The sequence below is a fragment of the Gordonia insulae genome (assembly GCF_003855095.1).
Lineage (GTDB): Bacteria > Actinomycetota > Actinomycetes > Mycobacteriales > Mycobacteriaceae > Gordonia > Gordonia insulae.
The window spans coordinates 286543-301676 of record NZ_CP033972.1; the positions used below are offsets into that span (position 1 = coordinate 286543).

12 protein-coding genes are annotated in these 15134 nt (G+C 68.1%); 8 read left to right on the plus strand and 4 right to left on the minus strand.

Annotation, left to right across the window (positions count from 1 at the left end; translation table 11 throughout):
• Positions 1-32: 32 nt before the first annotated feature.
• The gene (locus D7316_RS01425; protein WP_124706718.1) at positions 33-995 is read right to left on the minus strand and encodes an asparaginase; all 963 of its coding nucleotides are present in this window, start codon (positions 993-995) and stop codon (positions 33-35) included.
• Positions 996-1208: 213 nt separating this feature from the next.
• Between D7316_RS01425 and D7316_RS01430 the strand changes: the two genes are divergently transcribed.
• Positions 1209-1760: a hypothetical protein gene (locus D7316_RS01430; protein WP_124706719.1), complete on the plus strand. Its 552-nt coding sequence runs from the start codon at positions 1209-1211 to the stop codon at positions 1758-1760.
• A gap of 210 nt (positions 1761-1970) precedes the next feature.
• Here D7316_RS01430 and D7316_RS01435 read toward each other — a convergent pair whose 3' ends face one another.
• Positions 1971-2906: a hypothetical protein gene (locus D7316_RS01435; RefSeq protein ID WP_197718163.1), complete on the minus strand. Its 936-nt coding sequence runs from the start codon at positions 2904-2906 to the stop codon at positions 1971-1973.
• Between the two features lie 54 nt (positions 2907-2960).
• On the opposite strand from D7316_RS01435, the gene lspA reads away from it, so the two are divergent.
• From lspA to D7316_RS01455, 4 genes are all read left to right on the plus strand, one after another.
• Complete coding sequence (lspA, locus tag D7316_RS01440) at positions 2961-3617, plus strand: signal peptidase II (protein WP_124706720.1); 657 nt, start codon at positions 2961-2963, stop codon at positions 3615-3617.
• A complete protein-coding gene (locus D7316_RS01445; RefSeq protein WP_124706721.1) occupies positions 3610-4536 on the plus strand; it encodes an RluA family pseudouridine synthase in 927 nt (308 codons plus the stop codon). Before lspA ends, D7316_RS01445 begins: the two co-directional genes overlap by 8 nt.
• 133 nt (positions 4537-4669) lie before the next feature.
• Positions 4670-8224: a DNA polymerase III subunit alpha gene (gene dnaE / locus D7316_RS01450; RefSeq protein WP_124706722.1), complete on the plus strand. Its 3555-nt coding sequence runs from the start codon at positions 4670-4672 to the stop codon at positions 8222-8224.
• A 149-nt stretch (positions 8225-8373) separates the two neighbouring features.
• On the plus strand, positions 8374-8628 hold the full coding sequence (locus D7316_RS01455) for a hypothetical protein (RefSeq protein ID WP_124706723.1): 255 nt from the start codon (positions 8374-8376) through the stop codon (positions 8626-8628).
• Positions 8629-8698: 70 nt separating this feature from the next.
• Here the strand turns inward: D7316_RS01455 and D7316_RS01460 are convergent, their stop codons facing one another.
• Positions 8699-9745 carry an SMP-30/gluconolactonase/LRE family protein gene (locus tag D7316_RS01460; RefSeq protein WP_232016718.1) on the minus strand — a complete coding sequence of 349 codons (1047 nt, stop codon included), beginning with the start codon at positions 9743-9745 and terminating at the stop codon, positions 8699-8701.
• A 175-nt stretch (positions 9746-9920) separates the two neighbouring features.
• Between D7316_RS01460 and ilvA the strand changes: the two genes are divergently transcribed.
• Positions 9921-11306, plus strand: coding sequence for a threonine ammonia-lyase IlvA (gene ilvA / locus D7316_RS01465; protein ID WP_124706724.1), 1386 nt, complete (start codon positions 9921-9923; stop codon positions 11304-11306).
• Here the strand turns inward: ilvA and treZ are convergent.
• Positions 11294-13198, minus strand: a complete 1905-nt coding sequence (treZ, locus tag D7316_RS01470; protein ID WP_408609959.1) for a malto-oligosyltrehalose trehalohydrolase — start codon at positions 13196-13198, stop codon at positions 11294-11296. The genes ilvA and treZ overlap by 13 nt on opposite strands.
• A gap of 207 nt (positions 13199-13405) precedes the next feature.
• Here treZ and D7316_RS01475 point away from each other — a divergent pair, with 207 nt between their 5' ends.
• Both D7316_RS01475 and D7316_RS01480 read left to right on the plus strand, forming a co-directional pair.
• Positions 13406-14260 (plus strand): MlaE family ABC transporter permease, encoded by an 855-nt coding sequence (locus D7316_RS01475; RefSeq protein WP_124706725.1) that lies wholly within the window; start codon positions 13406-13408, stop codon positions 14258-14260.
• A gap of 1 nt (position 14261) precedes the next feature.
• Positions 14262-15128 carry an MlaE family ABC transporter permease gene (locus tag D7316_RS01480; RefSeq protein ID WP_124706726.1) on the plus strand — a complete coding sequence of 289 codons (867 nt, stop codon included), beginning with the start codon at positions 14262-14264 and terminating at the stop codon, positions 15126-15128.
• The last annotated feature ends 6 nt before the right edge of the window (positions 15129-15134 follow it).

The window sequence follows — 15134 nt, forward strand, 5'->3', positions numbered from 1 at the left end:
TCGACAGCTGAGACCTGCCGGTGCCGTCCGGTTCAGTCCGGCCCGACGGTGCGGAAGAACTCCCGGACCTCGTCGGCGGTCGCACCCGTCGACAGCAGCGCGAGCAGGGCCATCCGAGCCTGAGGTGCCCGCAGCCAGCGCGACACGATGGCACCCGCCCGTTCCAGATCCACCGCCCCGCCACCACCGCCGTAGGTGGGATCCACCGCGCCGTAGGGGACGCGGGACGTCACCACCACCACGATGCCTGCGCGGACGGCGGCGTTGACCTCGGCGGTGATGTCCGGATGGGTGTTTCCCGAACCGGTCGCGGCCAGGACGATGCCCGACGCCTGCTGGGACACCGCGGCCGCGATGATCCCCGGCGACACGCCCGGATAGAGCGCGAACGTGTCGACCCGGGCCGATCGCACACGCGACAGCGGGTGATCGACACGTCGCCGCGGGAGATCGTCGTGCACATTGTCGAACGCCGCCGCGTGCGTCGTCGATCCCTTGAAGATGCCTCGAGCCGAACGGATCTCGCCGCCGAGTGCCACCAGCACCCCGCGTCCACGATTGGCGGGGTCGGTGGCAGCCACGAACGCCGCCTCGACGTTGGCCGGGCCGTCCGACGCCGGGGTGTCCGCCGGGAACTGGGCCCCGGTGAACACCACCGGGCGGTCGTCGGTGACGAAGAGATCGGCCAGGTACGCACTCTCCTCGAGCGTGTCGGTGCCGTGGGTGATCACCACGCCGTCGACGCCGGGGTCGGCCTGCGCCTCGACGATCGCTGCGACGATCGCGAACTGGTCGGCCACGGTCATCGCGGAGCTGTCCACCGACATCAGGTCGACCGTGTCGACCTCGGCCCGGGTCGAGGCGGGCCGGAGATCGTCGGCGGACAGCCGGGGCACGGCACCGTCGGCGGTGGTCTGCGCCGCGATGGTCCCTCCGGTGGTGATCAGGACGATGCGGATGCCCGACGGCGCGGTCGAGGTCGAACCCGGAGTCATGCGGTCCAGGGTTTCGGGAACCAGGGCCGCGCGTCAACCGTTCGGTCTGGGACGTGCGACGTTTCCCTGCGGATGTTGGGGCAGTCGTCGTCGATTTGGCATAGTGGTGTGAGTTTTGGCGGCCCCGAGGGGGAGAAGCCGGCCAGAATCTGCCAGGACCTGCGGCGGGCGAGACGCCACCGCGGGCAGGACGAACAACAGTGAGGGAGATCGGTGAAGTTTCCGAAGATCGTGACCGCCGCCTTGATCGCGGCATCGGTTGCATCGGTTGCGGCCTGTGGCAGCGATGACAGCGACGTGCCGTCGGTGCCGACCGTGTCGTCGGCCGCCGCCTCGGCGGACAGCTCGGGCGAAGCCGGGGGCGTGACCGACCCGAACCAGCGGCCGTCGGTGGCGACGCTGAACCAGATGCTCAACCAGGCGCTCGATCCGTCGGTGCCGAACTCGGAGAAGACCGAGCTGGTCGAGGGCTCCTCGGCCGACCCGAAGATCTTCGACGAGCTCGTCAAGGCGAAGCAGGACAACCCCGACGTCACCTACGAGATCTTCCCGCCGGTGATCCCGGCCGGGCCCAACAAGGCCACGGTGAAGGTCCAGGTCAAGCTGCCCGACAACCCGCCGACCAAGCTGGATGCGAGCATCGTCTACGTCGATGGCCGCTGGAAGCTGTCGCGGGACACGGTGTGCCCGTTGATCACCGCCAACAACGTCACCACGCCGATGTGCTCGGACTCGGCGGCGTCGACCTCGAAGGCGCCCAACTGATCTGACATCGGTCGACCGGCGGGCCGGTGATGCGGGCAGCAGCTCGCATCACCGGCCCGTCTGTCGTCGTGTGTGAGTCCGTGAGGCCGCAGCTTCTTCCGCTGATCGAGTAGGTCCGAGCTTGCGGGGGTCGCTGTTTGTTTGCTGATCGAGTAGGTCCGAGCTTGCGAGGGCCGTATCGAGATCACCGCCCCTCGCCGACCGGCCGACTCAGCGCCAGGTGACCGAGAACCCGGTCCGCTGGACGAGCGGCCGCGCCGGATCGCTCCCGACGAGTTCCCGTGCGCCACCGACCCGGATGGTTCCGGCGACCGGCAGCCCACGCGTGAGGTCGAGGGTGAGCTGACCGGTACCGGTGTTGCTGAATCGGGCGATGTGCAGGGTCTGGCCGGACCCCGGGATCGCGAACACCGAGTTGACCGGGGTCTCGTCCACCGCGACGTCGACGACCAACCGATTCCCGTCCCGGGATCGCAGGGTCGCGTCGATCTGCTGGGTCACCGTGGCCGCGCTGTTGATGGTGCGTTCGACCCGCCAGCGTGCGCCGACTCCGATCGGTTCGGTCGGCACCGGTACCGAGAGTTGCAACGCCTGCACCAGTGACTGTTCGACAGCAGAACGCGCCTCGGGCCCGGCGCCCTCGGCGGGCAGCAGGCGCAGTGAGATCGGCATCGAGCCCGGTCCGATGGCCAGTCCGGCCTGTGATCCGGCGACCGCCTTGAGTTGGTCGTCGAGCACCATCTCCGGCGAGGTGACGGTGCCCAGCGTCATCTCCAGATCGGTGGAGTCGGTGCAATGGAAGCGGGCATCCATCGGCATCTCGACGGTCTGGGCCTGCTCGTCACCCGCGGAGGCCACCGACGAGGTGGTCACGAGCGTCAGCGACTGTGGTGTGCCGCGCTCCGGGCCGGCCGCGGCGATGCGCTTGTCCCCGGTGCCGGCATCGACGACGGTGACCTTGGCCGGTGCGACCGGCAACAGGTTCACGCCGTCGCGACCGGATGTGGTCTCGTTCGCGCAGCCCGCCTGTGGGGCAGAGGTCGAGGAGGCGTCGGGGCTCTGATCGTCGGAACCGCAACCGGCGAGCCCGATCAGCAGCGCCGTCGCGACGGTGAGTCGGGCGCTGCGGCGAAGAGTGGGGTACACGGCGCCCAGCGTATTGGAGCGCTGATGGATGATGATGGGGTGGATGATGGAGTCATGAGCCAACCGACACCGGGGCCGGTCGACGGGGGTGAACCGACGGACGCCGAGCAAAGGCGACCCTCGGGCACCGACGACACGCACCGGAGGCCGGCCGCGACGGACACGGGGCGCAGGTACAGCGTGGTGTGGACGCTGCTGGCCATCGCGGCGGGCGTCATCGCGCTCGACGTGCTCACCAAGTCGATCGCGGTGGCCAACCTCGACCCGATGCGGCCCGTGCACATCATCGGCGACGTCGTGACCCTGCGGCTGGTCCGCAACAGCGGGGCGGCCTTCTCGGTGGCGTCCGGCTACACGTGGGTGTTGACCATCGTCGCGCTGGTGGTGGTGATCGGCATCGTGCGTTACAGCAGCCGGTTGCGGTCGGCGTGGTGGATTCTCGGTCTGGGCCTGGTGCTCGGCGGTGCGATGGGCAACCTGGCCGACCGGATCTTCCGTTCGCCCGGTCCGCTGCGCGGTCACGTCGTCGACTTCGTGTCGGTCGGGTGGTGGCCGGTCTTCAACGTCGCCGACTCCGCAGTGGTGTGTGGCGCCGTGTTGTTGGTGATCTTGTCCCTGTTGGGATTCGAATACGACGGCTCGCGGACCGGCTGGGCCGCCCGGCACGACCACGACGACCAGCCGGCGTCGGCGGGGGACGCCGATGCGTGAGTCGCGATCCATGCCGGTTCCCGACGGACTCGACGGTATGCGGCTCGACGCCGGGGTGTCGCGCATCCTCGGGCTGTCCCGGACGGTCGTCGCGACGCTTGCAGAGGACGGCGACGTCACCGTGGACGGTGTGGCGGTGGGCAAGTCCCACAAACTGGCCGCGGGCAGCTGGCTGGACGTGACCCTGCCCGAACCGGCGCAACCGCTGCGGGTGGAGCCGACACCGGTCGAGGACCTCGAGGTCATCTACCACGACTCCGACATCATCGTCGTCGACAAGCCGGTCGGCGTGGCCGCGCATCCGTCGCAGGGGTGGACGGGGCCGACCGTCGTGGGAGCCCTGGAGGCGGCGGGCTACCGCATCTCCACGTCGGGGGCCTCGGAGCGGCAGGGCATCGTGTCCCGCCTCGACGTCGGCACGTCCGGCGTCATGGTCCTCGCGGTGTCCGAACGCGCCTACTCGCTGCTGAAGCGGGCCTTCCGGGACCGCGACGTCGACAAGGGCTACCACGCCCTGGTGCAGGGCCACCTCGATCCGCCGTCGGGCACCATCGATGCGCCGATCGGCCGTCACCGAGGCAGCGACTGGAAGTTCGCGGTCACCGCGAACGGCAAGCCCAGCGTCACGCACTACGACACGCTGGAGATGTTCGCCTCCGCGTCATTGCTCGACATCCACCTGGAGACCGGGCGCACCCACCAGATCCGCGTGCATTTCTCCGCGCTGCACCACCCCTGTTGCGGTGATCTGACCTACGGCGCCGATCCGGTGCTGGCCGAACGGCTCGGTCTGGTGCGTCAGTGGCTGCACGCGCGTTCGCTCGCCTTCGCCCATCCGGCAGACGGCCGCCGGGTGGAGTTCACCAGCCCGTATCCGGCCGATCTGCAGCACGCGCTGGACCTGTTGCGCGAGTCCTGACACGCACGGTCCGCGGCCGATCCGACGCGATCGCCGACACGCGTCGCCGACACGCCGACAACTCCCGAAAGCGTCGGTGCGAACCCATAAAGTGATCACGACCGCCGCGACCCGAAAGTGACGCCACTTGCCGATGTCCAACTCGTTCGTTCACCTGCACAACCACACCGAGTACTCCATGCTGGACGGTGCGGCCAAGGTGGCGCCGCTGTTCGCCGAGGCCAAGCGTCTCGAGATGACCGCGATCGGCATGACCGACCACGGCAACATGTTCGGCGCGAGCGAGTTCTACAACACCGCCATCAAGAACGACATCAAGCCGATCATCGGCATCGAGGCCTATATCGCTCCCGGATCGCGGTTCGACACCAAGCGCGTCACGTGGGGTACCCGTGACCAGAAGAGCGACGACGTGTCGGGCAGCGGCGCCTACACGCACATGACGATGGTCGCCGAGAACGCGGCCGGCCTGCGCAACCTGTTCAAGCTGTCGTCGCTCGCCTCCATCGAGGGCCAGCTCGGCAAATGGTCCCGGATGGATGCCGACCTCATCGCGCAGTACGCCGACGGGATCATCGCCACCACGGGCTGCCCGTCGGGTGAGGTGCAGACCCGCCTGCGTCTGGGGCACGAGCGCGAGGCCCTCGAGGCCGCGGCGAAGTGGCAGGAGATCTTCGGCAAGGACAACTTCTACCTCGAGCTGATGGAGCACGGCCTCGAGATCGAGCGGCGGGTGCGCGACGGTCTGCTCGACATCGGCCGCAAGCTCGGCATCAAGCCGATCGTCACCAACGACTGCCACTACGTGACCAAGGACCACGCAGCCAGTCACGAGGCCCTGCTGTGTGTGCAGACGGGCAAGACCCTCTCGGATCCGACGCGCTTCAAGTTCGACGGCGACGGCTACTACCTGAAGTCCGCCGCGGAGATGCGCGAGCAATGGGATTCGATCGTTCCCGGTGCGTGCGACAACACCCTCGAGATCGGCGAACGGGTGCAGAGTTACGCCGACGTCTTCACCCACCACGACCGGATGCCCATCTTCCCGGTGCCCGAGGGGGAGACGCAGCAGACCTGGCTGCGTAAAGAGGTCGCGGGCGGCCTGCAGCGTCGCTTCCCGGACGCACCCGTCCCGGAGGACTATCTGAATCGGGCGAACTACGAGCTCGACGTCATCATCCAGATGGGGTTCCCGGCCTACTTCCTCGTCGTCGGCGACCTGATCCGGCACGCACTGGAGGTCGGCATCCGCGTCGGACCGGGCCGAGGTTCGGCGGCCGGATCGCTGGTGGCGTGGGCCCTCGGTATCACCAATATCGACCCGATCCCGCACGGCCTGCTGTTCGAGCGATTCCTCAACCCCGAGCGTGTGTCGATGCCCGACATCGACATCGACTTCGACGACCGCCGGCGGGGCGACATGGTCCGCTACGCCACCGAACGTTGGGGCAGCGACAAGGTCGCCCAGGTCATCACCTTCGGCACCATCAAGACCAAGGCCGCCATCAAGGACTCGGCCCGCGTGCAGTTCGGCCAACCCGGCTTCGCCATCGCCGACCGGATCACCAAGGCGCTGCCGCCGCCCATCATGGCCAAGGACATCTCGGTGTCCGGTATCACCGATCCGCAGCACGAGCGCTACAACGAGGCCTCCGAGGTCCGTGCACTGATCGAGACCGACCCCGACGTCAAGCGGATCTACGACACCGCCCTCGGTCTCGAGGGCCTGATCCGCAATGCAGGCGTGCACGCCTGTGCGGTGATCATGTCGTCGGAGCCGCTCACCGACGCCATCCCGGTGTGGAAGCGCGCCCAGGACGGCGCCATCATCACCGGTTGGGACTACCCGTCGTGTGAGGCCATCGGCCTGCTGAAGATGGACTTCCTCGGGCTGCGCAACCTGACGGTCATCGGTGACGCGCTGGAGAACATCCAGAGCAACCGCGGCATCGACCTCGACCTCGACACGCTGCCGCTCGAGGACCCGAAGACCTACGAACTCCTCGCGCGCGGCGACACACTCGGTGTGTTCCAGCTCGACGGCGGCGCGATGCGCGAACTGCTGAAGATGATGCAGCCCACCGGCTTCGAGGACATCGTCGCGGTGCTGGCGCTCTACCGGCCGGGTCCGATGGGCGTGAACGCGCACACCGACTACGCCAAACGCAAGAACGGGCTGCAGCAGATCCGACCGATCCATCCCGAGCTCGAGGAGCCGCTCAAGGAGATCCTCTCCGAGACCTACGGCCTGATCGTGTATCAGGAGCAGATCATGCAGATCGCGCAGAAGGTCGCCGGGTACTCGCTCGGTCAGGCCGACCTGCTGCGTCGCGCCATGGGCAAGAAGAAGAAGGAGATCCTCGACGAGGCCTACGACGGGTTCGCCGAGGGGATGCGCACCAACGGGTTCTCACAAGCGGCGATCACAGCGCTGTGGGACACCGTGCTCCCGTTCGCGGGATACGCGTTCAACAAGTCGCACGCCGCCGGCTACGGACTCGTCTCGTTCTGGACCGCCTACCTCAAGGCGAACTATCCCGCCGAGTACATGGCCGGGCTGCTCACGTCCGTGGGCGACGACAAAGACAAGGCCGCGATCTACCTCGCGGACTGCCGCAAGCTGGGGATCACCGTCCTGCCGCCCGACGTCAACGAGTCGCAGCGCAACTTCGCCGCGGTCGGCAAGGACATCCGGTTCGGCCTCGCCGCCATCCGCAACGTGGGCACGGGCGTGGTGTCCTCGATCCTGGCCGCGCGCGAGGAGAAGGGGAAGTTCACCAATTTCTCCGACTACCTCGGCAAGATCGACGTCACCGCCTGCAGCAAGAAGGTCACCGAATCGCTCATCAAGGCCGGTGCCTTCGATTCGTTGAGCCACCCGCGCAAGGGCCTGTTCCTGGTCCACACCGACGCCGTCGAATCCGTCATCGGCACCAAGAAAGCCGAGGCCATCGGCCAGTTCGACCTCTTCGGCGGGGCCGGCGCGGACGATGCGGCCGTGGACAACAGCCTCGCCGATGTGTTCGCGGTCAAGGTGCCGGACGAGGAGTGGGACTCCAAGCACAAGCTGGCGCTCGAGCGCGAGATGCTCGGCCTCTACGTCTCCGATCACCCCCTGGCCGGCGTGGCGCATGCCATCGCGGCCCAGACCGACACGTCGATCACCGCTCTGCTCGAGGGCACGGTGCCCGACGGTGCGCAGATCACCATCGGCGGCATCATCTCGTCGGTGAACCGGCGCGTGAACAAGAAGGGTGAGCCCTACGCGGTCGTCACCCTCGAGGACATGGTCGGTGGCGTCGAGGTCTACTTCTTCCCCCGGTCGTTCCAGGTCTACGGTCTCGACATCGTGGCCGACAACATCGTGCTCATCAAGGCGCGCGTGAACGTCCGGGACGACAGCACGATGATCAGCGCCAACGATCTGGCCGTTCCCGATCTGGCCGTGGTCGGCACCGCGAAACCGGTTGCGCTGACACTGAGCGCGCGATCGTGCACACCCGACCGCGTACAGGCCCTCAAACAGGTCCTCACCCGGCACCCGGGCACCGCGGACGTGCACGTGACCCTCGTCAGCGAGCAGAACTCGACGGTCCTGCGGCTCACCGAGGCGCTGCGCGTCACGCCGAGTTCGGCCCTGATGGGCGACCTGAAAGCGCTGCTCGGGCCCAGCTGTATGTCCGGCTGACCGGCCGCGGGCCGGTGGCGGACGGCAGGTCGACGTGAAAATCGACACAACCGAATCAGAGTGTTCGGTGAGCCGAACAATTTAGTTCAGCGTCGGTTACACTCGACTGCAGTGGGCACGAACCACGCCGTCGACACCGAGGAGCGACCATGACCGCAGCGAACGTATCCGCGCTGGTCGAGGCGCGTCCTGCCGGTGGACGCAGCACCGCTCCGGTCGTGCAGGTCGCCGGCGCCGCGTGGCCGCTCTACAAGGTGCACGCCGTCATCGCCGCGTTGATCGTCGCCGTGGTCGCGCTGGGCCTGACCGGCTCAGGTCAGGCCGTGGCCTGGGCGTCGGCCGCGGCGCTCGTCACCGTCTGGTGGACCGAGCGGCTCTGGCAGACCGCACACCGGCCGTCCTGACCGACCGCAGACTCCCCACCCCACCCCACCCCGACCGCGACCGCCACCGACGTCCCGTCGGCAGCGAGATTCACGGGTGAGCGGCCGTCGCACCCCGATCGAATCCGCCCGGGATCTCGTAGATCCGTCCGTCGAATCCGGCCCGATACAGATGACCCGACGAGAAGCCGCGATCGCCCCGCCCGTAGGACAGCACGCTGGAGAGGCCGAGCCCCGAGGCCAGCACGCAATACCGTCCCGGCGACGTGATCCGGACGATCTGTCCGGCGGCATTGAACGGAACCACCGGACGATCACGCGCATCGAGCGTCAATCCGTCCGGTGTGGCGGTGATGTCCCCGCCCAGATTCAGCAGGCTCTGCACCACGCGCGGGTTGGACGTCGAGATGCGACTCACCCCGGGGTTGGTGAAGGTGCGTGACACGTACAGCCACCGGTCGTCACGACCGAGCACCGCGCCGTTGGCGCTCGGCAGGAATCCCCAGTTCGCCTGCACCGCACCGTTGGGGTACACGCGCCCGATGAGGTTGCCGAAGTCGTTGGTGGCGTAAACGATTCCGTTCGCCGACACGTCCATGCCATTGGCCGCCGACAATCCGCGCACCCAGGGTCGCAGCGCCAGGGTGCCGACGTTGAGCCGCGCGATGCCGGCGTGCCGCAGCGAATCCCCGACGACGACCCGGGCGTCGGCGCCGTACCCGACGAGCAGCGCGCCGTCGCGGGCCCAGGCCAGAGCGCCGGCCCCGCCGTCGGGGACGCGGGCGATCGGCACCGCCCGGGCACCGGGTGCGCCCAGCCGGAACACGCGTCCGGTGAGCAGATCGGTGGTGTAGAGCCGGCCCGCCGCGTCGACGGTCAGCCCTTCGAGCGCCGCTCCCGGGACGGCGCCGACCAGGCGGGGCGCCTGACCCGCGCCGGCGCAGGTGGGCGCGGCGCCGGCGGTCGCAGGTCCGATCGCCGCCAGCAATCCCGCGGTGAGCGCGACGACCGCCGCGCTCACCCCGAGTCGGCGACCGGGTCGGCGGCGCGGTGGTCGAGGGGCGGCTCGCCCGCGGTCGGGGTCGGCCGATGCCGACGAGTGCACGATGGTGTGATCGGGGCTGGTACGTCCGAACATGTCGGCCTCCCGTAGTCGGGGCGCCGTCCGCCGGTGGTCACGCGCACCGATTCCGGATGGACGACTGGTTCGTTGACCTGAACGGAAGTCTAGGCGTGCGACCCGCCGCCCGTCGGCAACTTCGCGACCCCGGCGCCGACGTCCCGCTGCGCCGCGGAGCGGGACGGGTGAGACCATGGACGACGTGAGTACCCAGCAGGCACCGGTTCATCAGCACGGACACACGTTGAGCGGCGACACGATCGCCGCGTCCGTCGCACGAATCGCCGATGCCGTCGCGCGGACCCCGATCGAAGAAGCGCCGCGCCTCTCGGCGGCGGTGGGCGCGCAGGTCTTCCTCAAACGTGAGGACCTGCAAACCGTGCGGTCATACAAGATCCGTGGCGCGTACAACGTGATGGCCCAACTCTCCGAGGAGGAGCTCTCGCGCGGAGTGGTCGCGGCCAGCGCCGGCAACCACGCCCAGGGGGTCGCGTACGCCTGCCGCGCCATGCAGGTGCCCGGCCGGATCTACGTCCCGACCACCACCCCGAAACAGAAGCGCGACCGAATCCGTTGGCATGGGGGCGATTTCGTCGAGCTGATTTCCGTCGGCGAGACCTACGACGCGGCTGCGGCGGCGGCGCAGTCCGATGTCATGCGCACCGGTGCCTCCTGGATCCATGCGTTCGACGACCCGCGCACCGCCGCGGGGCAGGGGACCATCGCCTACGAGATCGTCGAGCAGCTCGGCCGTGTGCCGGACGTGATCGTCGCACCTGTCGGTGGTGGCGGCTGCCTCGCCGGAGTGGCGACGTACCTGCGGTCCCGTTCCGACGATGTCGCGATTGTCGGGGTCGAACCGACCGGCGCCGTGTCGTTGACGGCGGCACTGGCGGCCGGTGGACCGATCACCCTCGAGACGATCGACCCGTTCGTCGACGGCGCGGCCGTGAAACGGATCGGCACCATCGGGTACAGCGTGATGGCCGACTTCGGCGCGACCATCACCGATCATCCCGTGCTGCCCGTCGTCGCACCCGAGCCCGCGGTCGAGGTGTTCCCCGACGGCGTTCGTCACGTGCCGCGCCCGGGCAGCACACACATCACCCACGTCGACGAGGGCGCCATCTGCTCGACGATGCTGGGGCTGTACCAGAACGAGGGCATCATCGCCGAGCCCGCCGGGGCGCTCGCGGTCACCGCGTTGGATTCCCTCGACCTGCCGCCCGACGCGATCGTCGTCTGCCTGATCTCCGGCGGCAACAACGACGTGTCGCGCTATGGGGAGATCATCGAGCGGTCCCTGGTGCATCAGGGACTCAAGCACTACTTCCTGGTGGACTTCCCCCAGGAGCCCGGTGCGCTGCGGCGCTTCCTCGACGAGGTGCTCGGCCCCGACGATGACATCACCCTGTTCGAATACGTCAAGCGCAACAACCGGGAGATCGGTGCGGCACTTGTCGGAGTCGAGCTCGGTGAGCCGGAAGGCCTTGCGGGACTGATGGATCGGATGTCGCACTCCCGGCTGCACTGCGAGCGCCTCGAGCCGGGCACCCCGGCATACGACTACCTGACCTGACCGATCACCACGTCGTGCCCCGGTACGTGTAGCCGACCGTCGTCGGCGGTGGGCTCCGACCACCACAGCACGGGCGACAGGTCGACCGGCACCACCGTGTCCGCCGCGGTGAGGGTGCAGACCACCGCCCAGTTGCCGCGGTACATGGTGAACCAGCCGGCGTCCTCGTCGAACGCCGTACCGACCGAGGCGAAATCGTTGTGGCGGAACTCGTCCTCGGTGCGGCGCAATGCGATCAGGTCCCGGTAGAACGCCAGCATCCGGCGGTGCGTGGGTTCGTCGAGCTCGGTCCAGTCCAGCCGCGAGCTCGTGAAGGTGGCGGGGTCCTGGGGGTCGGGCACCTCGGCCGCGTCCCAGCCGTGCTCGGCGAACTCGCCGCGACGACCGGTGCGCACGGCCTCGCCCAGCTCCGGTTCGGGGTGCGAGGTGAAGAATGCGAACGGGGTGTCGGCGGCCCACTCCTCACCCATGAACAGCATCGGCGTGAACGGCGACAGCAGCACGAGTGCCGCCTTGATGGCGAGTTGACCGCCGGTGAGATTCGCCGACGGTCGGTCGCCGACGGCGCGGTTGCCGATCTGGTCGTGATTGCAGGTGTAGGCGAGCAGGGTATCGGCCGGGACGAGGTCGGTGGGTACCGGGCGACCGTGATGCCTGCGCCGGAACGACGAGTACGTCCCGTCGTGGAAGAAGCCGCCGCGCAACACCTTCGCCAGGGCCCCGAGGCTGCCGAAGTCCGCGTAGTAGCCCTGCCGTTCGCCGGAGACCGCGGTGTGGATCGCGTGATGGATGTCGTCGTCCCACTGGGCGGTCAGGCCGAGGCCACCGCGGTTCCGCGGCAGGATCAGCCGGGGATCGTTGAGGTCGCTCTCTGCGATCAGCGACAGCGGCCGCCCGAGCTCGGCGGCCAGCTCGTCGGTGGCCACCGCCAGCTCCTCGAGCAGATGCACGGCGCGGTGATCGACCAGCGCGTGGACCGCATCCAGGCGCAACCCGTCGACGTGGAAGTCGCGGAACCAGCGCAGCGCATTGCCGATGATGAAGGCACGCACCTCGTCGGAGTCGGGGCCGGAGAGATTGACCGACGATCCCCAGCTGGTGATGCCCTCCGAGAGATACGGCCCGAACCGCGGCAGGTAGTTGCCCGACGGCCCGAGATGGTTGTAGACCACATCGAGCACGACACCGAGCCCGCGGTGATGGCATGCGTCGACAAAACGTGCGAATCCGTCCGGCCCGCCGTACGGCTCGTGCACGGCGTACCACGCGACCCCGTCGTAACCCCACCCGTACGTGCCGTTGAACGCGTTGATCGGCATGACCTCGACGACGTCGACCCCGAGCTCGACCAGGTGGTCGAGCCGCTCGATGGCCGAGTCGAACGTGCCGTCGGGTGTGAACGTCCCGATGTGCAGTTCGTAGAGGACCGCGCCGCGCACGTCGACCCCCGGCCAGTCGCCGTCGGTCCACCGGGATTCGTCGACGCGGTGCAGCGCCGACGCACCGTGCACCCCGTCGGGTAGCCACACCGATCGTGGATCGGGGGTCGGGTCACCGCCGTCGACGATGAATCGGTAGCGCACCTCCGCGGCCGCGGCCGCGGCCGCGTCGGGATGCGGGTCGGCGCCAGGGTGATCGTCCGCCGGAATCCACCACTCGTGGTCCGCGGGGTCACGTCGCATGGGTGTCCGGGCCTCGTCACCGCCGGCCGTCGCGGCGAGGAGCGAGACCGTCTCGGCCGTCGGCGCCCACACGCGGATGTCGTCCAGGGTGGCGGGTGGGTGGAAGGGACGCGCGGAGATCGCAAAGGTGGGGATTTCCCCACCCTGGTCGCTCGTCCCAGTTAAGGTGTCCGCAGCCACCAACTCATCGGTCACAGGCTCATCGGTCACAGAACACAAGGTATGTCGCGCCCGACCTCTCCGCAGATGTCGGTAATGTGACCCCAGACACAGACGGATTGGAGATATCAGATATATTTACCGCCGGGGGTCGGCACACCAGGGGGCCCGCGCGAGCGGGATGGTGGCCGGGTCGGCCGCTTGATCGACAACATTCATTGAGCCCGGGGGTCCGGGCAGCCGACGCGAGGTAGGGGATTGAGTACTGACGCGGTGTCCTCCGAGAGGGAGGGAACACGTGCGGGCTCGGGGGCGATACGCCGTTGGTTCCGTGGTCACGTCATGGCCTCGTTCGACACCTTCGGTCGACAGATGGGCATGTTCGTCGAGGTCTTCAAGGTCCTCGTCGTCGACATCGTCAAACGACGTTTCCCGTTCGGGGAATTCATCCGGCAATGCGCCTTCATGGCCAGCACCTCGGTGTTCCCGACGTTTCTCGTGGCCATCCCGATCGGCGTCATCGTGTCGATCCAGGTGTCCAACATCGCCGGCCAGATCGGCGCGACGTCGTTCTCGGGTGCGGCGACCGGCCTCGGCGTCATCCGCCAGGGCGCACCGCTGGTGACCTCGTTGCTGTTGGCCGGCGCCGTCGGGTCGGCGATCGCGGCCGACCTCGGGTCACGCACGATCCGTGACGAGATCGACGCCATGCGTGTCATGGGCGTGAACCCGGTCCAGCGGCTGATCTCGCCCCGACTGCTCGCCACCATGGTGGTCAGCTTCCTGCTCTGTGGATTCGTGTGCTTCGTCGGCTTCATCACCGGCTATGTGTTCAACGTCTACTTCCAGGGCGGGACGCCCGGCAGTTACACGGGTACCTTTGCGTCCTTTGCCGGGACATCCGATCTGGCCTTCGCCATCATCAAGGCGGTCATCTTCGGTGCCATCGTGGCGGTGGTCGCGTGCGACCGCGGATTGAGTACCAAGGGCGGACCGGCGGGTGTCGCCAACTCGGTGAACGCCGCCGTGGTCAACTCCGTCCTGTTGTTGTTCACGGTGAACGTCGTGCTGACGCAGCTGTTCTCCATACTCGTACCGGCGAAGGTGGTGTGAGATGACCGCATCACGGTATGTGCCTCCCGCCCTCCGGCCGGTCGAGGCGGCCAAGGGGATCTACCGCGGCCCGCGCAATGGGCTGGCCGCGATGGGACACCTCATCACGTTCCTGCTCAAGTCCATCGGTTCGGTGCCGATCACCTTCCGGCACTACAGCAAAGAAGTGTGGCGCCTGCTCTCCGACGTCGCGTGGGGCAACGGCGCGCTCGTGGTCGGGGGCGGCACCGTCGGCGTCATGGTGATCCTGGGCGTGATGGGCGGGGCCACCGTCGGCATCGAGGGTTACACTGCGCTCAACCTGCTCGGCATGGGCCCGGTGACGGGCGGCCTGTCCGCCTTCGCCACCACCCGCGAGATCGCACCGCTGCTGGCGGCCACCGCATTCACCGCGCAGTCCGGCTGCCGGTTCACCGCGCAGCTCGGATCGATGCGGATCGCCGAGGAGATCGACGCACTCGAATCCATCGCCATTCGGCCGCTGCCGTACTTGGTGACCACCCGGATGCTGGCCGCCGTGCTCTCGATCGTGCCGCTGTACGCGGTCTCGCTGGCCGCCAATTACCTGGCGTGCCAACTCATGTATCAGTTGCAGAGCGGCCAGGGTGCCGGCACGTACCTGTACTACTTCAACCAGTTCCTGGTGTCCTCGGACATGGTGTTCTCGTTCATCAAGGTGATCGTGTTCGTCCTGCTCACCACGTTCATCCAGTGCTACTACGGATACTTCGCCTCCGGCGGTCCGGAGGGAGTCGGTGTGGCCGCGGGCCACGCGATTCGCATGGCGATCATCGTGCTCGTCTTCGCGAATCTGGTCATGACGCTGGTGTTCTGGGGCACATCGCCCGGCATCAAGATATCGGGTTAGGGGGAA

Coding starts and splice junctions, on each gene's coding strand:
- D7316_RS01425 (WP_124706718.1), bottom strand. CDS start 995: ATGACTCCGGGTTCGACCTCGACCGCGCCGTCGGGCATCCGCATCGTC.
- lspA (WP_124706720.1), top strand. CDS start 2,961: ATGAGCCAACCGACACCGGGGCCGGTCGACGGGGGTGAACCGACGGAC.
- D7316_RS01445 (WP_124706721.1), top strand. CDS start 3,610: ATGCGTGAGTCGCGATCCATGCCGGTTCCCGACGGACTCGACGGTATG.
- dnaE (WP_124706722.1), top strand. CDS start 4,670: ATGTCCAACTCGTTCGTTCACCTGCACAACCACACCGAGTACTCCATG.
- D7316_RS01455 (WP_124706723.1), top strand. CDS start 8,374: ATGACCGCAGCGAACGTATCCGCGCTGGTCGAGGCGCGTCCTGCCGGT.
- D7316_RS01460 (WP_232016718.1), bottom strand. CDS start 9,745: ATGTTCGGACGTACCAGCCCCGATCACACCATCGTGCACTCGTCGGCA.
- ilvA (WP_124706724.1), top strand. CDS start 9,921: ATGGACGACGTGAGTACCCAGCAGGCACCGGTTCATCAGCACGGACAC.
- D7316_RS01480 (WP_124706726.1), top strand. CDS start 14,262: ATGACCGCATCACGGTATGTGCCTCCCGCCCTCCGGCCGGTCGAGGCG.